We start from the raw sequence: 17,446 nt of genomic DNA, 5'->3' as shown, positions 1-17,446 counted from the left end.
AGATGGAAAGCCCCGCCGCAGCGGGGCCTTCGGGATGATTAGTCGATCACCTGCACCAGATGCGGGATCTTGGCGATCGCGCCGCGCACCTCGGGGGTGTCCTGACGCTCGACCACCTTGTGCATCTTGTTCAGCCCCAGACCGATAAGGATCTGGCGCTGGCTGGCAGGGCGACGGATGGGCGAGCCCACCTGCTTGATCTTGATGGTAGCCATGTCGGATTACTCCACGATCGCCGCAGCTTCGGCTTCCGCCTCGGCTGCGCTCGACCCGCCGCGACCCAAGAGGTCGGCCACCTTCTTGCCGCGACGCTGGGCAACCGACTTCGGCGAAGTCTGGTCAGCGAGCGCGTCAAAGGTGGCGCGGATCATGTTGTAGGGGTTAGAGGTGCCGACCGACTTGGTCACCACGTCGGCAACGCCGAGGCTCTCGAACACGGCGCGCATCGGACCGCCGGCGATGATGCCTGTGCCCGGAGGCGCCGAACGGACGGTCACCTTGCCCGCGCCGAAACGGCCGTTGCCGTCATGGTGCAGGGTGCGGCCTTCCTTGAGCGGAACGCGGATCATCTTCTTGCGCGCCGAAGCAGTCGCCTTGGTGATCGCCTCGGGCACTTCGCGGGCTTTGCCGTGGCCGAAGCCGACCCGGCCCTGACCGTCGCCGACCACGACCAGCGCCGCGAAGCCGAAGCGCTTGCCGCCCTTCACGGTCTTGGAGACGCGGTTGATGTGCACCAGCTTCTCGATGATGCCGTCATCTTCCTCTTCGCGCTTGCCACGACGGTCGTCACGACCCCCGCGACCACGACCGCGACCTTCGCCTCCTTCGCGGTTGCCACGACCACGACCGCGACGGCCCTGGGTCTCGCCCTCGGCGCCGGCTTCAACCGCCACTTCGGGGGTTTCGATGGTGTTTTCGTCAGCCATGATCAGAACTCCAGCCCGCCTTCACGGGCGGCATCGGCCAGCGCCTTGACGCGGCCATGGAACAGGAATCCGCCGCGGTCGAACACGACGGTGGTCACGCCCGCCTTCTTGGCAGCTTCGGCGATCTGCTTGCCGACTTCGGCCGCAGCCGAAACGTTGGCGCCGCTCGCCTTGGTGCCCAGCGTCGAAGCGGCAGCAACGGTCTTGCCGGCCGCATCGTCGATGATCTGGGCATAGATGTGCTTGCCGGTGCGGTGCACGGAGAGACGCGGCTTGCCACCGGCACGCGCACGCAGCGCAGTGCGAACCCGGCGACGGCGACGTTCGAAAAGGGAAAGCTTTGCCATCTTACTTCTTCTTCCCTTCCTTGCGGAAGATGTACTCGCCGCGATAGGCGATACCCTTGCCCTTGTAGGGCTCGGGCTTGCGCCAGCGACGGATTTCGGCGGCGAACTGGCCCACGGCCTGCTTGTCGATACCCGAGACTTCGACGGTGGTCTGGTCCGGGGTCTTCACTTCCAGGCCCTCGGGCACGGGAAGGTCGACATCATGGCTGTAGCCGAGCTGCAGCTTGAGCGTGCGGCCCTGCGCGTTGGCACGATAGCCAACGCCCTTGATCACCAGGGTCTTGGTGAAGCCTTCGGTCACGCCTTCGACCAGGTTCGACACGAGCGTGCGCTGCATGCCCCAGAAGGCACGCGCCTGCTTGCTGTCATTGGCCGGCTTGACCGAGATCTCGCCCTCTTCGACCTTGTACTCGATGAGGTCGGACAGGCCCATGGTGAGAGTGCCCTTGGGCCCCTTCACGCTCAGCGTGCCATTATCGATGGTGGCTGTCACCCCGCCCGGGATCGCCACCGGCTTCTTGCCGATGCGGCTCATCAGAACACCTCCGCCAGCACTTCGCCGCCGACATTGTTCGCGCGGGCCTCGGCATCCGAGAGCACGCCGCGCGGCGTCGAGACGATGGTGATGCCAAGGCCGTTGCGGACAGTCGGCAGCTCCTTGGAGCCCGAATAGATCCGGCGGCCGGGCTTCGAGACGCGGGCCACGTGCTTGATCGCGGGCTCGCCTTCGAAATACTTCAGTTCGATCCGCAGCGCCGGGTGCTTGCCCGAATTGTCCTCGGAATAGCCACGGATGTAGCCTTCACGCTGGAGCACTTCGAGAACGTTGGCGCGCAGCTTGCTGGCGGGCGTAAGGACGGAATCCTTCTTCGCCTGCTGGCCGTTGCGGATGCGGGTGAGCATATCACCCAGGGGATCGGTCATAGCCATCTATGTATTCCTCACCAGCTCGACTTGGTCAGGCCCGGAATCAGGCCCTTGTTGCCGAGATCGCGCAGTTCGATACGGTTGATGCCGAACTTGCGGTAATAGCCGCGGGGGCGGCCGGTGGTGGCGCAGCGGTTGCGCACCCGGGTCGGGTTCGCGTTGCGCGGAAGCTCCGCCATCTTGAGCCGGGCCATCAGGCGCTCGGTCTCGTCAAGCGAGGTGTCATTCGCAATCGCCTTCAGCTTCTCGTACTTCGCAGCATACTGCTTGACGAGCTTCTTACGGCGTTCGTTCTTGTTGATCGAACTCAGTTTCGCCATGGACTTAAGCTCTCTTCTTTCGTGTCTCTACGAGGCGACGGCTCACGCCGCCTCCTTCTGTTCGGCCTTGGCTTCGCCCTGGAAGGGGAAGCCGAACAGGCGCAGCAGCTCGCGCGCCTCTTCGTCGGTCTTGGCGGTGGTGGTCACGATGATGTCCATCCCCCGCACCTTCTCGATCTTGTCGTAGCTGATCTCGGGGAACACGATCTGTTCCTTGAGACCCATCGCGTAGTTGCCACGGCCGTCGAACGACCGCGCGTTCAGCCCGCGGAAGTCGCGGATGCGCGGCATCGCGACGGTCACGAGGCGGTCGAGAAATTCGTACATGCGGTCGCGGCGCAGGGTCACCTTGCAGCCGATCGGCATGCCTTCGCGCAGCTTGAACTGGGCGATCGACTTCTTGGCCTTGGTGATGACCGGCTTCTGGCCGGCGATCAGCGCCATTTCCTCGGCAGCGGTCTGGACCTTCTTCTTGTCCTGGCTCGCCTCGCCCACGCCCATGTTGAGTGTGATCTTTTCGAGCCGCGGGACTTCCATCCGGTTCTTGTAACCGAACTTCTCGGTCATCGCCTTGACGATCTCGGCCTCGTAGCGGGCCTTCATCCGGGGGGTATAATCAGCCATCGATGGTCTCCCCACTCTTCACGGCGACGCGCACCTTCTTGCCGTCCTTCACTTCGAAACGGACGCGGGTGGGCTTGCCATCCTTGGGATCGGCCAGAGCGACCTTGGAGATGTGCATCGGGGCCGGGAAACGGTCGATGCCACCCTGCGGGTTCACCTGGCTCGGCTTGCGGTGACGGGCGACGATGTTCACGCCCTCGACAACGACCTTGCCGTCCTTCGGCATGACCTGGGCGACCGTACCGGTGCGGCCCTTGTCCTTGCCCGACAGCACGACGACGCTGTCACCCTTCTTGATCTTGGCGGCAGCCATCACAGCACCTCCGGAGCGAGCGAAATGATCTTCATGAAACCGCGCCCGCGCAGTTCGCGCACGACGGGGCCAAAGATACGGGTACCGATCGGCTCCTCGTTCTTGTTCACGAGCACCGCGGCATTGCTGTCAAAGCGGATCACGCTGCCATCGGGACGGCGCACGTCCTTCTTGGTGCGCACGATCACCGCGCGGTGAACGTCGCCCTTCTTGACCTTGGCGCGCGGCTGCGCCTCCTTGACGGAGACGACGATCACGTCGCCGACGCCCGCGGTCCGGCGCTTCGACCCGCCCAGCACCTTGATGCACTGGACGCGCTTGGCGCCGCTGTTGTCCGCGACGTCGAGATTGGATTGCATCTGGATCATTGATCCGTTTCCTTCTCACTGGCTTGCCGGGACGCCCGATCCGACCGGGGCCCGGTAGTTCCGTTAACGCCTAACTCAGTTACCGGCTTCCGCGACGTCGAGATCGGCCTCGATCGCCTGGGTGCCGCCCGCAACCACCCGGTCCTTCACGGCCCAGGTCTTGGTCTTGGAAATCGGGCGGGTCTCTTCGATCCGCACGACATCACCCACGGTGTATTCATTGTTCTCGTCGTGCGCGTGATACTTCTTCGAACGACGGATGATCTTCCCGTAAAGCGGGTGCTTCACCTTGCGTTCGACCTTCACGGTCACGGTCTTGTCGGTCTTGTCGGAGGTGACAGTCCCGATCAGGATACGCTTCGGCATTGTCTACTCCTCAGGCCTTCTGAGCTGCGGCCTTGGCCGCGCGCTCGGATTGCAGCGTCTTGATCTGCGCGATGGTCCGGCGCACCTGACGGATGCGCGAGGGAGCCTCGAGCTGGTTGGTCGCAGCCTGGAACCGAAGGTTGAACTGCTCGCGCTTGAGCTCGGTGAGCTCGGCGTTCAGCTGGTCATCGGTCTTGGTGCGAAGGTCCGCGATATCGGCCATTATTCGCCTCCCAGGTGGCTGGTGTCGCCGAGACGGGCGACGACCTTGGTCTTGATCGGCAGCTTCATCGCCGCACGCTCGAACGCCTCAGCGGCCAGCGGGCCGGCGACGCCGTCGAGTTCGAACAGGATGCGGCCTGGCTTGACCCGCGCGGCCCAGTATTCGACCGAACCCTTGCCCTTACCCTGACGGACTTCGGCAGGCTTCTTCGACACGGGCACATCGGGGAACACGCGGATCCACAGACGACCCTGACGCTTGATGTGACGGGTGATGGCACGACGCGCCGCCTCGATCTGGCGGGCGGTGATCCGCTCGGGCTCCAGGGCCTTGAGGCCATAGGAGCCGAAGTTGAGGGTGGTGCCACCCTTGGCTTCGCCCTTGATCCGGCCCTTGAAGGCCTTGCGGAACTTGGTTTTTTTCGGTTGCAGCATGATCTGTTACCTTTAGCGGGCCGGACGGACGCCGGAAGTCTGGGCTTCCATCATCAGGCGGTCCTGCGCGGTCGGATCGTGAGCGAGAATCTCGCCCTTGAAGATCCAGCACTTGATGCCGATGATCCCGTAGGCGGTCAGCGCTTCGGCTTCGGCATAGTCGATGTTGGCACGCAGCGTATGGAGCGGCACGCGGCCTTCGCGGTACCATTCGACGCGGGCGATTTCAGCGCCGCCAAGACGGCCGCCGCACACGATCTTGATGCCTTCGGCACCCAGACGCAGCGCCGACTGCACCGCGCGCTTCATCGCCCGGCGGAACGCCACGCGGCGCACCAGCTGGTCGGCGATGCCCTGCGCAACGAGCTTGGCGTCGATTTCCGGCTTGCGGATCTCGAGGATCTGCAGCTTCACCTCGCTCGCCGTCATCTTCATCAACTTGGCGCGCAGCTTTTCGAGATCCGCGCCCTTCTTGCCGATGATGACGCCCGGACGCGCAGCATAGATCGAGATGCGGCACAGCTTGGCCGGACGCTCGATCACCACCTTGGAAATCGCCGCCTGGGGCAGGCTCTCCATGATGAACTTGCGGATCGCGAGGTCTTCCTTGAGCAGGCCCGCATAGTCACGCCCTTCGGCGTACCAGCGGCTGTCCCAGGTGCGGTTGATCTGCAGGCGCAGACCGATCGGATTGCTCTTCTGGCCCATCTTACGCCTCCTCTGCTTCGCGAACGACGATCCGCAGACGGCTGAACGGCTTGAGGATCCGGGTCGACTTGCCGCGGCCGCGGGTGTGGAACCGCTTCATCGTCACCGACTTGCCAACCGAAGCCTCGGCCACGACCAGCGCGTCAACGTCGAGGTTGTGGTTGTTTTCCGCGTTGGCGATCGCCGAGGCGAGCACCTTGCTCGCATCGCGCGCCATCGCCCGCTTCGAAAAGGCGAGGATGTTCATCGCCTCTTCGGCCTTCTTGCCGCGGATCAGGGCGGCAACGAGGTTCAGCTTCTGCGCCGAACCACGGATCGTGGTACCGACGGCCAGCGCCTCGTTATCGCCCACGCGGCGGGGTGCCTTTGCCTTGCCCATTAGCGCTTGCCCTTCTTGTCGGCAGCGTGACCGGGGAACGTGCGCGTGGGCGCGAATTCGCCGAGCTTGTGGCCGACCATTTCTTCCGAAACCGAAACGGGAATGAACTTGTGCCCGTTATAGACATTGAAGGTGAGCCCGACGAACTGCGGCAGGATCGTCGAACGCCGCGACCAGGTCTTGATCGGCTTGGCGTTCGTGGTTTCCTGCGCTTCCTCTGCCTTCTTGAGCAGGCTCAGCTCGACAAACGGACCTTTCCAGACGGAACGTGCCATCGTCTCTTACCTCTTCTTCTTCGCGTGACGCGAACGGATGATCATCTTGTCCGTCTGCTTGTTGTGGCGCGTACGGGCACCCTTGGTCGGCTTGCCCCACGGGGTTACCGGATGACGGCCACCCGAGGTGCGGCCTTCACCACCGCCGTGCGGGTGGTCGACCGGGTTCTTCGCAACGCCGCGGGTCAGCGGACGCTTGCCCATCCAGCGCGAACGGCCGGCCTTGGCAAAGTTCTGGTTGCCGTTGTCGGGGTTCGACACCGCACCAACCGTACCCATGCAATCGGCACGAAGGTAACGCTGCTCGCCCGAGTTGAGGCGCACGATCACCATCGCGCGGTCACGTCCGACGACCTGGACATAGGTGCCGGCCGAACGGGCGATCTGGCCGCCCTTGCCCGGCTTCATCTCGACGTTGTGGCAGATCGTGCCGACGGGCATCTGGCCCAGCAGCATCGCGTTGCCCGGCTTGGTGTCGACCTTCTCGCCCGCGATGACGGTGTCACCGACAGCCAGACGCTGCGGAGCGATGATATAGGCCTGCTCGCCGTCCTCGTACTTGACGAGAGCGATGAACGCGGTGCGGTTCGGGTCATATTCCAGACGCTCGACGGTGGCCGGCATGTCCCACTTGCGACGCTTGAAGTCGATAAAGCGGTACTTCTGCTTGTGACCACCGGCGATGCCACGCGAGGTGACATGACCCTTGTTGTTGCGGCCACCGGTCTTGCGCTTGCCTTCGGTCAGCGCCTTGACCGGCTTGCCCTTCCACAGGGCCGACTTGTCGACCAGGATCAGACCGCGACGCGCGGGACTGGTCGGCTTGTAGTTCTTGAGTGCCATTGTTCGTTTCCTGTCCCTTGGCCTCAGATACCGCTGGTGATGTCGATCATTTCACCCTCGGCGAGGGTGACGATCGCCTTCTTCACGTCGGTGCGGCTGTATGCCTTGCCCTTCCAGCGCTTGGTCTTGCCCTTCATGACCAAGGTGTTCACCGCGACGACCTTCTTGTCGTAGATCGCTTCGATGGCTTCCTTGATCTGGGGCTTGGTGGCGTCCCGCGCGACCTTGAAGACGACCGCGTTCTGCTCGGACGCAAGGGTCGACTTCTCGGTGATGTGGGGAGCGAGGATCACGTCGTAATGACGCGCATCGACGGTCTGCTTCTTAGCCATTGAAGCGCGCCTCCAGCTTTTCGACCGCGGCCTTGGTGAGAACCAGCGTGTCGTGGTTGAGGATGTCGTAGACGTTGGCGCCGATCGCCGGGAGCACGTTGATGCCCGGCAGGTTGCCCGCAGCCTTCTTGAAGCCCGCGTCGACCTGTTCGCCGTCGATCACCAGCACCTTGCCCGAAAGACCGGCCTTGGCGAGGTGGCCCTTGAGGAGCTTGGTCTTGGCATCGGCCAGCGCAAGACTGTCGACCACCACAAGACCATCCTTGGCCTTGCTCGAGAGCGCCATCTTGAGGCCGAGCGCGCGGATCTTCTTGTTGAGCGACTGCTCAAAGTCGCGCTTGCGCGCACCGTGAGCCTTGCCGCCGCCGATGAAGATCGGAGCCGAACGGTCGCCGTGACGGGCGGTGCCGCCACCCTTCTGGCGGCCGAACTTCTTGCCGGTGCGGGCCACGTCCGAACGCTCGCGCGTGGGACGGGCGGTGCCGCGGCGGTTCTCCAGCTGCCAGGTCACGACCCGGTGCAGGATGTCGGCGCGCGGCTCGATGCCGAACACGTCATCCGACAGCTCGATATCGCCCGACGCCTTGCCGCCGTCGATTTTCTGAACCTTCACCTTCATGGCTCAGCCTTCCTTGTTTTCTTCGCTGGCCGGAGCTTCCGCTTCGGGAGCCTCGGTCACGATCGCTTCTTCGGCCGCAGCTTCAACCACCGAGGGGGTTTCATCAGCCACAGGCGCGTGCTTCTCGATCACGGCGCCGGGGAACGGCAGGCCTTCGGGAAGCGGCAGCTTGACCGCATCGCGCACGAGCAGCCAGCCGTTCTTCGAACCCGGGACCGAGCCCTTCACGAACAGCAAACCGCGCTCGGCGTCCGTACGGACGATTTCTAGGTTCTGCTGGGTGCGCTGACGGTCGCCCATGTGGCCGGCCATCTTCTTGCCCTTGAACACGCGGCCCGGATCCTGGCGGTTACCGGTCGAACCATGCGCACGGTGCGAGATCGACACGCCGTGGGTGGCGCGCATACCGCCGAAACCCCAGCGCTTCATGGCGCCCGCAAAGCCCTTGCCCTGCGTGTGGCCGGTGATGTCGACCTTCTGGCCGGCGACGAAATGTTCGGCGCTGATCGTTGCGCCAACCGGAACCAGCGCATCGGCGCTGTCGACCCGGAATTCGGCAACCTGCTTCTTCAGGCCGACATCGGCCTTGGCGAAGTGCTCGCGCTGCGGCTTGGCCACGTTCTTCTGCTTGGCCTCGCCCGCGCCGAGCTGGACCGCGAAGTAGCCATCGCGGTCTGCGGTGCGGTGCGACACCACCTGGCAATCCTCCAGCGCCAGAACGGTCACAGGCACGTGCCGCCCATCCTCCTGGAAGAGGCGGGTCATCCCGACTTTCTTTGCGATAACGCCGGTGCGCATCGTCTTGTTACTCCTCAACAGAGGCACCCGGCGGACCATCCGCAAGGTGCATGGCAGACCACGGCACGATCGCCGCAGCCCGGTTCAGCCCGAATTGTCATGCATCGCCCCGTCCGGGCTGAGTGCTTCCGCTGGCCGGGTGGCCGCAGGAAGCGAGACGGGGGACGCAGCCCGGAGTGTTTCTCCGGCGGTATCCACCCTATCGTCAGGCGAGGCGCTCAAGGCCTCAACGATAGAGGCCCCTCACCTTGGCGAGGGGCATTTCGGCCGGCTTACGCCAGCTTGATCTCGACGTTCACGCCGGCAGCCAGATCGAGCTTCATCAGCGCGTCGACCGTCTGGGCGTTGGGCTGCACGATGTCGAGCAGCCGCTTGTAGGTGCGCACCTCGAACTGCTCGCGCGACTTCTTGTCGATGTGCGGGCCGCGGTTCACGGTGAACTTCTCGATACGCGTCGGCAGGGGAATGGGGCCACGAATAAGCGCGCCGTTCCGGCGGGCCGTCTCGGCGATTTCGCCGGTGGCCTGATCAAGAACGCGATGGTCGAACGCCTTGAGGCGAATGCGGATATTCTGAGCTTCCATGTCCTACTACCGATGCGAAAGAGCCAAGGAACCGCCAGCAAGGCCGACAATCCCCAAAACAAAAGGCCCGCCCCGTGCCAACCGGTTTCCCGTGTGCGGGCGGCCTTCGTGAAATTCGTTACAGCGGAAACGAATCCCCGCTGCGGAGCCGCGCCTATACGGAGCGGCAAGGATTCTGGCAACCCCCGAACTGCGACGAATTGCGCGTCATGCTGATCGCGGCTCGCCCGGCTCGGAAAAGGGCCAGTCCCCTCAACCAAAAGGGCCCGGCACCATGTGGTACCGGGCCCTTCCGGATATCGTACGCCCCAGGCGGGGCGTGATGCTTACTTGGTGATCTTCGCGACCACGCCCGAGCCGACGGTGCGGCCGCCTTCGCGGATCGCGAAGCGCAGGCCTTCGTCCATGGCGATCGGCGCGATCAGCTTGACGCCGATCGAGACGTTGTCACCCGGCATTACCATCTCGGTGCCTTCGGGAAGGATCACTTCGCCGGTCACGTCGGTGGTGCGGAAGTAGAACTGCGGACGGTAGTTGGCGAAGAACGGCGTGTGACGGCCACCTTCGTCCTTCGACAGCACGTAGACTTCGGCTTCGAACTCGGTGTGCGGCTTGACCGAACCGGGCTTGCACAGCACCTGGCCACGCTCGACTTCTTCACGGCCCACGCCGCGGATCAGCGCACCGATATTGTCGCCCGCTTCACCGCGATCGAGCAGCTTGCGGAACATTTCGACGCCGGTGACGGTGGTCTTGCGGGTGTCCTTGAGGCCGACGATTTCGACTTCGTCGCCCACGTTCACCACGCCGGTTTCGACGCGCCCGGTCACCACGGTGCCGCGACCGGAGATCGAGAACACGTCTTCGATCGGCATCAGGAAGTCCTTGTCGATCGGACGGTCCGGCTGCGGGATGTACTCGTCGACCGCGTTGATGAGCGCGATGATCGAATCCTTGCCGATGTTGTCGTCACGACCTTCGAGCGCGGCCAGAGCCGAACCCTTCACGATCGGAATATTGTCGCCGTCGAAGTCGTACGAGCTGAGCAGCTCGCGCACTTCCAGTTCGACGAGCTCGAGGATTTCCTCGTCGTCAACCTGGTCGACCTTGTTCATGTACACCACCAGCGCGGGCACGCCGACCTGACGGGCGAGCAGGATGTGCTCGCGGGTCTGGGGCATCGGGCCGTCAGCGGCGTTCACCACCAGAATCGCACCGTCCATCTGGGCGGCACCGGTGATCATGTTCTTCACGTAGTCAGCGTGACCCGGGCAGTCGACGTGCGCGTAGTGACGGTTGGCGCTCTCGTATTCGACGTGGGCGGTCGAGATGGTGATCCCGCGCTCACGCTCTTCCGGAGCCTTGTCGATGTTGGCGAAGTCGACGGCCGCGCCGCCGTAGGTTTCCGCCATCACCTTGGTGATCGCAGCAGTCAGCGTGGTCTTGCCATGGTCGACGTGACCGATGGTGCCGATGTTGCAGTGCGGCTTGTTCCGCTCGAATTTTTCCTTGGCCATTTCTCTGGTGTACCTTCTTGAATGAAACGATGTGTTCGCGGGAGAAAGGCGGTGCCCGCTGAATCAGGCGCCGCCCCTAGACCGATCGCTCGGCTTAGGCAAGTTTCTCCTTGACCTCGGCTGCGACGTTGGCCGGAACCTCGTCATAGTGCGAGAACTGCATGGTGTACTGCGCGCGCCCCTGGGTGAACGAGCGCAGTTCGTTGACGTAGCCGAACATGTTGGCGAGCGGCACGTTGGCCTCCACCGCCTGGGCATTGCCGCGCGTGTCGGTGCCCTGGATCTGACCGCGCCGGCTGTTGAGGTCGCCGATCACGTCGCCGAGGTAATCCTCGGGGGTGACGACTTCGACCTTCATGATCGGCTCGAGCAGCTTGATGCCCGACTTGCTGGCGACTTCGCGCATGGCACCGCGGGCGGCGATTTCGAACGCGATCGCGCTCGAGTCGACGTCGTGGTAGGCACCATCGATCAGCTTGATCGAGAAGTCGATGATCGGGAAGCCGACGAGGTGGCCGCTTTCGGCCTGCTCGCGGAAGCCCTTCTCGATCGCCGGGATGTATTCACGCGGGATGTTCCCGCCCTTGATCTGATCTTCGAAGATCACGCCCTGGCCGCGCTCACCCGGAGTGACGACAACCTTCACGCGGCCGAACTGGCCCGAGCCGCCCGACTGCTTCTTGTGGGTGTAATCGACCTCGACCTCGCGGGCGAGATATTCACGGTAGGCCACCTGCGGCGCGCCGACATTGGCCTCGACCTTGAACTCGCGCTTCATGCGGTCGACGATGATGTCGAGGTGAAGCTCGCCCATGCCCTTGATGATGGTCTGGCCGCTCTCGTGATCGGTCGACACGCGGAAGGACGGATCCTCCTGCGCGAGACGGTTGAGCGCGACGCCCATCTTTTCCTGGTCGGCCTTGGTCTTGGGTTCGACCGACAGCTCGATGACCGGCTCGGGGAATTCCATCCGTTCAAGGATGATCGGCTTGGCCGGATCGCAGAGCGTATCGCCGGTGGTGGTGTCCTTCATGCCCGCCAGAGCGACGATGTCGCCGGCAAATGCCTCATCGATGTCCTCGCGGTTGTTCGAGTGCATCAGCAGCATGCGGCCGATCTTTTCCTTCTTGTCCTTCACCGAGTTCAGGACCTGGCCCTTGGTGAGCTTGCCCGAATAGATGCGGGTGAAGGTCAGCGAGCCGACGAAGGGATCGTTCATGATCTTGAACGCCAGCGCCGAGAACGGCGCGTCGTCGCTCGACGGACGCTCCTGCTCCTCGTCGCTGTCGGGCAGCACGCCCTTGATCGCGGGAACGTCGAGCGGCGAAGGCATGTAGTCGACCACCGCATCGAGCAGCGGCTGGACGCCCTTGTTCTTGAACGCGGAACCGCACAACACGGGCACGAAGGCGCGCTCCATGGTGCCCTTGCGGATAAGGCGCTTGAGCGTGGCGGCGTCGGGGATGTTGCCTTCGAGATAGGCTTCCATCACCTCGTCGTCCTGCTCAACGGCGGTCTCGATCAGCTTCTCGCGGTATTCGGCGGCCTTGTCGGCGAGATCAGCGGGGATCTCGACGAATTCGTATTTGGCGCCGAGGCTCTCGTCCTTCCAGACAATGCCGCGGTTGTTCACCAGGTCGACCACGCCCTGAAGCTGGCTCTCGGCCCCGATCGGGAGATAGAGCACCAGCGGGGTCGCGCCGAGACGGTCGATGATCGACTGAACGCAGTAATAGAAATCGGCGCCGGTGCGGTCCAATTTATTAATGAAGCACATGCGGGGGACGCCGTATTTGTCGGCTTGACGCCAAACAGTTTCCGACTGGGGTTCCACGCCCGCCACGCCGTCGAACACGGCGACGGCGCCGTCGAGGACGCGCAGACTGCGTTCGACTTCGATGGTGAAGTCCACGTGGCCCGGGGTGTCGATGATGTTGATGCGGTGCTTGGGCTGGTTCGCACGCAGCGCTTCGGGATCGCTCATCGGATCCATGGTCGCATCTTCGGCGGTCCAGAACGTGGTCGTCGCGGCCGAGGTGATGGTGATCCCGCGCTCCTGCTCCTGCTCCATCCAGTCCATCGTCGCAGCGCCATCGTGCACTTCGCCGATCTTGTAGGACTTGCCGGTGTAATAGAGGATACGCTCGGTCGTGGTGGTCTTGCCGGCATCGATGTGAGCCATGATGCCGATATTGCGATAGCGCTCCAGCGGATATTCGCGGGCCATATCAGGTTCCTTACGAGTGAGGGGGCCGCCAGCGTGCGGTCAGCGCCCCATATAGAGATGATTGTGACAGCCGAAAGACCAGACCCCCCGGCTGCCCACAATCAACGGAGTTACCAGCGGTAGTGCGAGAAGGCGCGGTTGGCATCCGCCATGCGGTGGGTGTCTTCGCGCTTCTTCACGGCATTGCCGCGGTTGTTGGCTGCATCCATCAGCTCGCCCGACAGGCGTGCGGCCATGGTGGTTTCCGGACGACCGCGCGCGGCCGAGATCAGCCAGCGGATCGCGAGCGCCTGGGCACGCTCGGGACGCACCTCGACCGGCACCTGGTAGGTCGCACCACCGACACGGCGGCTGCGGACCTCGACCTGCGGCTTCACGTTGTTGAGCGCATCGTGGAACAGCTGAATCGGATCGGCCTTGGCCTTGGCCTCCACCGTCGAGAGCGCCCCATAGACGATCTTTTCGGCAACGGCCTTCTTCCCGTCGAGCATGAGGTTGTTCATGAACTTCGACAGCACCTGATCTCCGTACTGCGGATCAGGCAGGATTTCCCGCTTCTCGGGACGACGACGACGTGACATGTTTTCGAACTCCTTCGTCGTTGGGGGCCTTGCCAGCCCGCGCCCCCGCCCTTCCACCCGGAAGGATACTTGTCAGGGCGGAAGGGCGGGGGCGCGGGCTGGCAAGGCACCAAGCCCCGGGCGGATGCCCGGGGCGCACCCAACAAAAAACTCTTACTTCGGACGCTTGGCGCCGTACTTCGAACGCGACTGCTTGCGGTCCTTCACACCCTGCGTGTCGAGCACGCCGCGCAGCACGTGATAGCGAACGCCCGGAAGGTCGCGCACACGCCCGCCGCGGATCAGCACCACCGAGTGCTCCTGCAGGTTGTGGCCTTCGCCCGGGATGTAGCTGATGACTTCGCGCTGGTTGGTCAGGCGCACCTTGGCCACCTTGCGCAGCGCCGAGTTCGGCTTCTTCGGGGTCGTCGTGTAGACGCGGGTGCAGACGCCGCGCTTCTGCGGGTTCTGCTCCATCGCAGGGACCTTGGACTTGGCCTTCTGCGGAACGCGGCCCTTGCGGACCAGCTGGTTGATCGTCGGCATTAAGTGTTTCTCTCTTCACCGTGTGAGAGGTGGTACCCGGGCCGGACGATGCGGGGAGAGAGGATTGCCTTGCGCGAGGCTGTCATCCCGGGCTTGACCCGGGACCCAGCGAACAGAGGCGCCCGCTGCAAGCGGACCGCCTTCGCCCTTCACACAAGCCGAAACGCTCCACCCTTATCGTCAGGCCCTTCGGCCACCGGGTTACTTTGACGGCTGCCCTTGCTGGAAGGACGAGACCGCCAATGTTCAGCTCGCTTTCCGAGGCAGTGCCCCGGAAGGATGCGCGCCCTTAGGCGGGATTGGGGTGGGGGTCAAGGGAGAGTGTTGGAACAAGCGTTCCACCCTACCCCCCGTCACCCCGGACTTGATCCGGGGTTCGGCTTCACTGCCTTGCTGACTCGGAAAAAAAAGCCAAGCCCCGTGTCAAGCACGGGGCGACGAGGAAGGGTCAGAGCAAAGTACCCTGCTTGCCCGTATCCTCGCGCTTGGCTGCCTTGGCCACGCTGGCATCGACCCACGGAATATCGGGCCGCTTGCCTTGGAACAATTCGGCAAGCGTCAGGACTTGTAGATGCAGGTGTTTATTCCGTGCACCATCAAAGCTCATCGAAAAAGCGGTCTACGATCGTCACATCGTGAACGATACGCTCTTTAACATCGACACCCAAACGTAGATCGAAAAGCAACTGGCAAAGTGCTTCACCATCAATCAAGTCTATGGCGGGCGCACCATCTCGAGTTGCCTCACGGCGAGCATCAGGCGTAAAAGTCCCAGTCGTTAAAATCAGGCCTTTATCCGCACGCCCCTGCATCGCTCCACGAAAATCCCGTACGGTCCCAGCGCTGACCGAGCCGCTGTATCGCTTGCATTGGAAGAGAACCTGAAAGCTGATGAGCTTCATCCGAAGCACACCAACGCCATCAATTCCACCATCTCCAGATTTACCCAACACCTCGACTTTTACGAATCCACTCTCCCTCAAAATTCTCTGGGCAAGCCTTTCAAATGCGGCAGGATCCATTGCCTTCATCTTGATCAGCAAAGCATCTGTCCAATCTTGGGCAGTCTCTTCGGTTTCGTCCTGCGACAGGCCCGAGCGTTCTTTTGAGTTTTTGCGTTGTCCATGCCGCGCAGCGTACCCTTTGGCGACAGCCTTACGAACTTCATCATCGGTCATACTTAGGGCAGCACGCCCTTCGTCGGTCAAAACCCAGACACCGCGCTTTGGATTGTCCACGAACCCGGGATACTTAAGATAACTCCGCGCCCACGACATCCGGTCAGGTGCAATAAGTGCCCCCGAGCTTTCGTAGGAGACAGACATTTGTTCGGGTGACAAACCAAGCCGCTCAATCAAAGCGCCTTCGATTTCTTCATTGGTCGCAGAACCTCCCAACGCGACAAGCACCTCTAGCGTTGGGCGCATAAAGTCATCATGCCGTGGAAGATCAATCATTGCTTCACTCCATTAACCCACGCCTGCATCTCCATGACGCTGTCTGAAAAACAACGCTTATAGTCGGCGATATGCTCGCGCAGGACGTGGAGATTGTCCCCGAAATAGAGCTTGTTCGGCATGGTGCGGCCCCCGGCGATTTCAATTCGTAAAACAGCAGGAAGCTGGACCCCGGGTCAAGCCCGGGGTGACGAAAAGGGGGGAGCAGAAACATTTTCCTACTCCCCCGCCCTGTGCCACCCCTCCCCCATGCCCGCGCCCTCCGCCGACGACTCCCCCGCCCAGCCCAAGCGCAACAAGCGCAAGATTGCGCGGCAGGCCACCTCCGAAGTCGCGTGGGAGTTCGAGCCGGCGGTGGTCTCCGAGGAGGACATGCTGCTCGCCTTCCGGCCCTATCTCCACAAGCGCCCGCGCCGCAATTCGATCACGCCCGATCTCCAGCGCGCGTTCGTCGCGCGGCTGGCCGAGACGGGGATCGTCAAGGCGGCTGCGGTGCATATCGGGCGCAGCCTCGAGGCGCTGTACAAGCTGCGCCAGCAACCGGGCGCGGAGGGCTTTGCGGCCGCCTGGGACGAGGCGCTCGGGTGGGGGGTGCTCAGGCTCGAGGATTGCGCGATCGAGCGGGCGCTGTCCGAGGGGCTGGCCAACCCGCGCGTCAACTCGATGCTTGCCTTCGTGATCCGCCACCGCCACGCGCAATATATCGATGCGCGCGAGGTGATCAGCGGCCACTGGCTCTACGAAACCATCCGAGCCGAGGTGCTGCGTGAGGTGGGGCTGGAATACGAGGAGGAGGAGGAAGGGGAGGCCTTACCTCCCTTAAAGGCTCTGGATCGGGCCGAAGGCCCGCAAGCGCGACCGCGCGCCGCGCCTTATGGCGCGAAAGCCAAGCAGCGCGGACGCGCTGCGCCCGGCGCCTGAGGGCGAAACAAAAGACTCAAGCGCTCAAAAACCCCACCAGCGCGCGCACCTTCTTGCTGCGCCATTGCGGCGCGGGTGCGAGCAGCCAATAGGCGCGGGTGCCGGGGTGCGGCCCGTCGAGCACGGTCAGCTGGCCGCGCGCAATCGCGCTCTCGGCCAGCGCCAGCGGCAGGACGGTGCGCCCCATTCCGGCGAGCGCCGAGGCGAGCGCCTGTCCGGGGCTGCCGGCCTTGATGCAGGGGGCGATGCCATCGGGCAGCGGCATCCCCGGCCAGTCGATCCATGCGTCCCTGTGCTCCGGCGCGGCGACGGTAACGCGCATCGCGGGGGCAAGCTGGACGCCCTGAAGCTCGCCCGGCCCGTCGACCAGCCGGATCGCGAGATCGAGGTTGGCCTCGGTGAAATCGGCGTGCTCGTCAGGGGCGAGGATGTACTGGATGCCCGGAGTGCCGGCCTGGAACCGCGCGAGGCGGGGGGCGAGCCATTCGGCGTAGAATTCGCGCGGGACAGCGATGGTGTAGCGGTCCGAGGCTTGGCCGGCCTGCATCGCCTCGACGCTTTCCTCGAACCTCAGAAAGCCTTCGCGCAAAGGGTCGAGCCCCGCCTCGCCCTCGGGCGTGAGTTCCAGCCCCTTGGAGGTGCGGCGGAACAGGACGACGCCGAGCACATCCTCCAGCGCGCGGATCTGCTGGCCGACGGCGGCAGGGGTGACGGCAAGCTCGTCCGCCGCGCGGGTGAACGAGAGGTGCCGCGCCGCCGCGTCGAACACGCGCAGGGCATTGAGGGGGAGATGGGTGCGCTTCACGCCGCGTGGATTAGGCCCGCCAAGGGC

General features: G+C 63.6%; 29 protein-coding genes. 1 reads left to right on the top strand and 28 read right to left on the bottom strand.

Features of this window, described 5'->3' with window-relative positions:
* Positions 1-38: 38 nt before the first annotated feature.
* From rpmD to I603_RS14875, 27 genes are all read right to left on the bottom strand, one after another.
* Positions 39-215, bottom strand: a complete 177-nt coding sequence (rpmD, locus tag I603_RS02095; RefSeq protein ID WP_068862149.1) for a 50S ribosomal protein L30 — start codon at positions 213-215, stop codon at positions 39-41.
* 6 nt (positions 216-221) lie between these two features.
* Entirely contained in the window at positions 222-926 is a 705-nt protein-coding gene (gene rpsE / locus I603_RS02090) for a 30S ribosomal protein S5 (RefSeq protein WP_084439773.1), read from the bottom strand.
* A 2-nt stretch (positions 927-928) separates the two neighbouring features.
* The gene (rplR, locus tag I603_RS02085; RefSeq protein WP_068862148.1) at positions 929-1,273 is read right to left on the bottom strand and encodes a 50S ribosomal protein L18; all 345 of its coding nucleotides are present in this window, start codon (positions 1,271-1,273) and stop codon (positions 929-931) included.
* 1 nt (position 1,274) lies between these two features.
* A complete protein-coding gene (gene rplF / locus I603_RS02080; protein WP_068862147.1) occupies positions 1,275-1,808 on the bottom strand; it encodes a 50S ribosomal protein L6 in 534 nt (177 codons plus the stop codon).
* On the bottom strand, positions 1,808-2,203 hold the full coding sequence (rpsH, locus tag I603_RS02075; RefSeq protein WP_068862146.1) for a 30S ribosomal protein S8: 396 nt from the start codon (positions 2,201-2,203) through the stop codon (positions 1,808-1,810). The genes rplF and rpsH overlap by 1 nt, the downstream gene beginning before the upstream one ends.
* 11 nt (positions 2,204-2,214) lie before the next feature.
* Positions 2,215-2,520, bottom strand: a complete 306-nt coding sequence (gene rpsN / locus I603_RS02070) for a 30S ribosomal protein S14 (RefSeq protein WP_068862145.1) — start codon at positions 2,518-2,520, stop codon at positions 2,215-2,217.
* 42 nt (positions 2,521-2,562) lie between these two features.
* Positions 2,563-3,144 (bottom strand): 50S ribosomal protein L5, encoded by a 582-nt coding sequence (gene rplE, locus I603_RS02065; protein ID WP_068862144.1) that lies wholly within the window; start codon positions 3,142-3,144, stop codon positions 2,563-2,565.
* Positions 3,137-3,457, bottom strand: a complete 321-nt coding sequence (gene rplX / locus I603_RS02060; protein ID WP_068862143.1) for a 50S ribosomal protein L24 — start codon at positions 3,455-3,457, stop codon at positions 3,137-3,139. Before rplX ends, rplE begins: the two co-directional genes overlap by 8 nt.
* Positions 3,457-3,825: a 50S ribosomal protein L14 gene (gene rplN / locus I603_RS02055; RefSeq protein WP_068862142.1), complete on the bottom strand. Its 369-nt coding sequence runs from the start codon at positions 3,823-3,825 to the stop codon at positions 3,457-3,459. The genes rplX and rplN overlap by 1 nt, the downstream gene beginning before the upstream one ends.
* A 75-nt stretch (positions 3,826-3,900) precedes the next feature.
* Positions 3,901-4,191, bottom strand: coding sequence for a 30S ribosomal protein S17 (rpsQ, locus tag I603_RS02050; protein WP_068862141.1), 291 nt, complete (start codon positions 4,189-4,191; stop codon positions 3,901-3,903).
* A gap of 10 nt (positions 4,192-4,201) precedes the next feature.
* Positions 4,202-4,414: a 50S ribosomal protein L29 gene (gene rpmC / locus I603_RS02045; protein ID WP_068862140.1), complete on the bottom strand. Its 213-nt coding sequence runs from the start codon at positions 4,412-4,414 to the stop codon at positions 4,202-4,204.
* Positions 4,414-4,848: a 50S ribosomal protein L16 gene (gene rplP, locus I603_RS02040; RefSeq protein WP_068862139.1), complete on the bottom strand. Its 435-nt coding sequence runs from the start codon at positions 4,846-4,848 to the stop codon at positions 4,414-4,416. The genes rpmC and rplP overlap by 1 nt, the downstream gene beginning before the upstream one ends.
* 12 nt (positions 4,849-4,860) lie before the next feature.
* Positions 4,861-5,556 (bottom strand): 30S ribosomal protein S3, encoded by a 696-nt coding sequence (rpsC, locus tag I603_RS02035; protein WP_068862138.1) that lies wholly within the window; start codon positions 5,554-5,556, stop codon positions 4,861-4,863.
* A 1-nt stretch (position 5,557) separates the two neighbouring features.
* On the bottom strand, positions 5,558-5,935 hold the full coding sequence (gene rplV, locus I603_RS02030) for a 50S ribosomal protein L22 (protein ID WP_017665140.1): 378 nt from the start codon (positions 5,933-5,935) through the stop codon (positions 5,558-5,560).
* Positions 5,935-6,210: a 30S ribosomal protein S19 gene (rpsS, locus tag I603_RS02025; RefSeq protein WP_068862137.1), complete on the bottom strand. Its 276-nt coding sequence runs from the start codon at positions 6,208-6,210 to the stop codon at positions 5,935-5,937. The genes rplV and rpsS overlap by 1 nt, the downstream gene beginning before the upstream one ends.
* Before the next feature lie 6 nt (positions 6,211-6,216).
* On the bottom strand, positions 6,217-7,053 hold the full coding sequence (gene rplB, locus I603_RS02020; RefSeq protein ID WP_068862136.1) for a 50S ribosomal protein L2: 837 nt from the start codon (positions 7,051-7,053) through the stop codon (positions 6,217-6,219).
* Between the two features lie 23 nt (positions 7,054-7,076).
* The gene (locus I603_RS02015) at positions 7,077-7,385 is read right to left on the bottom strand and encodes a 50S ribosomal protein L23 (RefSeq protein WP_068862135.1); all 309 of its coding nucleotides are present in this window, start codon (positions 7,383-7,385) and stop codon (positions 7,077-7,079) included.
* Positions 7,378-8,004: a 50S ribosomal protein L4 gene (rplD, locus tag I603_RS02010; RefSeq protein WP_068862134.1), complete on the bottom strand. Its 627-nt coding sequence runs from the start codon at positions 8,002-8,004 to the stop codon at positions 7,378-7,380. Before rplD ends, I603_RS02015 begins: the two co-directional genes overlap by 8 nt.
* A 3-nt stretch (positions 8,005-8,007) precedes the next feature.
* Complete coding sequence (rplC, locus tag I603_RS02005) at positions 8,008-8,802, bottom strand: 50S ribosomal protein L3 (RefSeq protein WP_068862499.1); 795 nt, start codon at positions 8,800-8,802, stop codon at positions 8,008-8,010.
* 272 nt (positions 8,803-9,074) lie between these two features.
* Complete coding sequence (gene rpsJ / locus I603_RS02000) at positions 9,075-9,386, bottom strand: 30S ribosomal protein S10 (protein WP_068862133.1); 312 nt, start codon at positions 9,384-9,386, stop codon at positions 9,075-9,077.
* Positions 9,387-9,712: 326 nt separating this feature from the next.
* Positions 9,713-10,903 (bottom strand): elongation factor Tu, encoded by a 1,191-nt coding sequence (gene tuf / locus I603_RS01995; protein WP_068862132.1) that lies wholly within the window; start codon positions 10,901-10,903, stop codon positions 9,713-9,715.
* A 94-nt stretch (positions 10,904-10,997) separates the two neighbouring features.
* A complete protein-coding gene (fusA, locus tag I603_RS01990) occupies positions 10,998-13,130 on the bottom strand; it encodes an elongation factor G (RefSeq protein WP_068862131.1) in 2,133 nt (710 codons plus the stop codon).
* 110 nt (positions 13,131-13,240) lie between these two features.
* Positions 13,241-13,711: a 30S ribosomal protein S7 gene (gene rpsG, locus I603_RS01985; RefSeq protein WP_068862130.1), complete on the bottom strand. Its 471-nt coding sequence runs from the start codon at positions 13,709-13,711 to the stop codon at positions 13,241-13,243.
* Between the two features lie 153 nt (positions 13,712-13,864).
* On the bottom strand, positions 13,865-14,236 hold the full coding sequence (rpsL, locus tag I603_RS01980) for a 30S ribosomal protein S12 (RefSeq protein ID WP_006831873.1): 372 nt from the start codon (positions 14,234-14,236) through the stop codon (positions 13,865-13,867).
* A 448-nt stretch (positions 14,237-14,684) separates the two neighbouring features.
* Positions 14,685-14,843, bottom strand: coding sequence for a hypothetical protein (locus tag I603_RS14405; RefSeq protein WP_157090848.1), 159 nt, complete (start codon positions 14,841-14,843; stop codon positions 14,685-14,687).
* The gene (locus I603_RS01975; protein WP_068862129.1) at positions 14,833-15,693 is read right to left on the bottom strand and encodes a restriction endonuclease; all 861 of its coding nucleotides are present in this window, start codon (positions 15,691-15,693) and stop codon (positions 14,833-14,835) included. Before I603_RS01975 ends, I603_RS14405 begins: the two co-directional genes overlap by 11 nt.
* On the bottom strand, positions 15,690-15,815 hold the full coding sequence (locus tag I603_RS14875) for a hypothetical protein (protein WP_267889886.1): 126 nt from the start codon (positions 15,813-15,815) through the stop codon (positions 15,690-15,692). Before I603_RS14875 ends, I603_RS01975 begins: the two co-directional genes overlap by 4 nt.
* A 127-nt stretch (positions 15,816-15,942) precedes the next feature.
* Between I603_RS14875 and I603_RS01970 the strand changes: the two genes are divergently transcribed.
* Entirely contained in the window at positions 15,943-16,614 is a 672-nt protein-coding gene (locus I603_RS01970) for a hypothetical protein (RefSeq protein ID WP_068862128.1), read from the top strand.
* Between the two features lie 16 nt (positions 16,615-16,630).
* Here the strand turns inward: I603_RS01970 and I603_RS01965 are convergent, their stop codons facing one another.
* On the bottom strand, positions 16,631-17,419 hold the full coding sequence (locus I603_RS01965) for a LysR family transcriptional regulator (RefSeq protein ID WP_068862127.1): 789 nt from the start codon (positions 17,417-17,419) through the stop codon (positions 16,631-16,633).
* Positions 17,420-17,446 lie beyond the last annotated feature (27 nt).

This window comes from Erythrobacter dokdonensis DSW-74, from assembly GCF_001677335.1.
Classification (GTDB): domain Bacteria; phylum Pseudomonadota; class Alphaproteobacteria; order Sphingomonadales; family Sphingomonadaceae; genus Erythrobacter; species Erythrobacter dokdonensis.
This window is presented reverse-complemented; position numbering and strand designations above follow the sequence as displayed.

Coding starts and splice junctions, on each gene's coding strand:
- rpmC (WP_068862140.1), bottom strand. CDS start 4,414: ATGGCCGATATCGCGGACCTTCGCACCAAGACCGATGACCAGCTGAAC.
- rpsJ (WP_068862133.1), bottom strand. CDS start 9,386: ATGGAAGCTCAGAATATCCGCATTCGCCTCAAGGCGTTCGACCATCGC.
- rpmD (WP_068862149.1), bottom strand. CDS start 215: ATGGCTACCATCAAGATCAAGCAGGTGGGCTCGCCCATCCGTCGCCCT.
- I603_RS14405 (WP_157090848.1), bottom strand. CDS start 14,843: ATGAGCTTTGATGGTGCACGGAATAAACACCTGCATCTACAAGTCCTG.
- rpsC (WP_068862138.1), bottom strand. CDS start 5,556: ATGGGCCAGAAGAGCAATCCGATCGGTCTGCGCCTGCAGATCAACCGC.
- rplV (WP_017665140.1), bottom strand. CDS start 5,935: ATGGGCAAGGCAAAGGCACCCCGCCGCGTGGGCGATAACGAGGCGCTG.
- rplP (WP_068862139.1), bottom strand. CDS start 4,848: ATGCTGCAACCGAAAAAAACCAAGTTCCGCAAGGCCTTCAAGGGCCGG.
- rpsN (WP_068862145.1), bottom strand. CDS start 2,520: ATGGCGAAACTGAGTTCGATCAACAAGAACGAACGCCGTAAGAAGCTC.
- rplN (WP_068862142.1), bottom strand. CDS start 3,825: ATGATCCAGATGCAATCCAATCTCGACGTCGCGGACAACAGCGGCGCC.
- rplB (WP_068862136.1), bottom strand. CDS start 7,053: ATGGCACTCAAGAACTACAAGCCGACCAGTCCCGCGCGTCGCGGTCTG.
- rpsH (WP_068862146.1), bottom strand. CDS start 2,203: ATGGCTATGACCGATCCCCTGGGTGATATGCTCACCCGCATCCGCAAC.
- rplC (WP_068862499.1), bottom strand. CDS start 8,802: ATGCGCACCGGCGTTATCGCAAAGAAAGTCGGGATGACCCGCCTCTTC.
- I603_RS02015 (WP_068862135.1), bottom strand. CDS start 7,385: ATGGCTAAGAAGCAGACCGTCGATGCGCGTCATTACGACGTGATCCTC.
- I603_RS01970 (WP_068862128.1), top strand. CDS start 15,943: ATGCCCGCGCCCTCCGCCGACGACTCCCCCGCCCAGCCCAAGCGCAAC.
- rplD (WP_068862134.1), bottom strand. CDS start 8,004: ATGAAGGTGAAGGTTCAGAAAATCGACGGCGGCAAGGCGTCGGGCGAT.
- rplX (WP_068862143.1), bottom strand. CDS start 3,457: ATGGCTGCCGCCAAGATCAAGAAGGGTGACAGCGTCGTCGTGCTGTCG.
- rplF (WP_068862147.1), bottom strand. CDS start 1,808: ATGAGCCGCATCGGCAAGAAGCCGGTGGCGATCCCGGGCGGGGTGACA.
- rpsS (WP_068862137.1), bottom strand. CDS start 6,210: ATGGCACGTTCCGTCTGGAAAGGTCCGTTTGTCGAGCTGAGCCTGCTC.
- rplE (WP_068862144.1), bottom strand. CDS start 3,144: ATGGCTGATTATACCCCCCGGATGAAGGCCCGCTACGAGGCCGAGATC.
- rpsQ (WP_068862141.1), bottom strand. CDS start 4,191: ATGCCGAAGCGTATCCTGATCGGGACTGTCACCTCCGACAAGACCGAC.
- rpsL (WP_006831873.1), bottom strand. CDS start 14,236: ATGCCGACGATCAACCAGCTGGTCCGCAAGGGCCGCGTTCCGCAGAAG.
- rplR (WP_068862148.1), bottom strand. CDS start 1,273: ATGGCAAAGCTTTCCCTTTTCGAACGTCGCCGTCGCCGGGTTCGCACT.
- I603_RS14875 (WP_267889886.1), bottom strand. CDS start 15,815: ATGCCGAACAAGCTCTATTTCGGGGACAATCTCCACGTCCTGCGCGAG.
- I603_RS01975 (WP_068862129.1), bottom strand. CDS start 15,693: ATGATTGATCTTCCACGGCATGATGACTTTATGCGCCCAACGCTAGAG.
- rpsE (WP_084439773.1), bottom strand. CDS start 926: ATGGCTGACGAAAACACCATCGAAACCCCCGAAGTGGCGGTTGAAGCC.
- rpsG (WP_068862130.1), bottom strand. CDS start 13,711: ATGTCACGTCGTCGTCGTCCCGAGAAGCGGGAAATCCTGCCTGATCCG.
- tuf (WP_068862132.1), bottom strand. CDS start 10,903: ATGGCCAAGGAAAAATTCGAGCGGAACAAGCCGCACTGCAACATCGGC.
- fusA (WP_068862131.1), bottom strand. CDS start 13,130: ATGGCCCGCGAATATCCGCTGGAGCGCTATCGCAATATCGGCATCATG.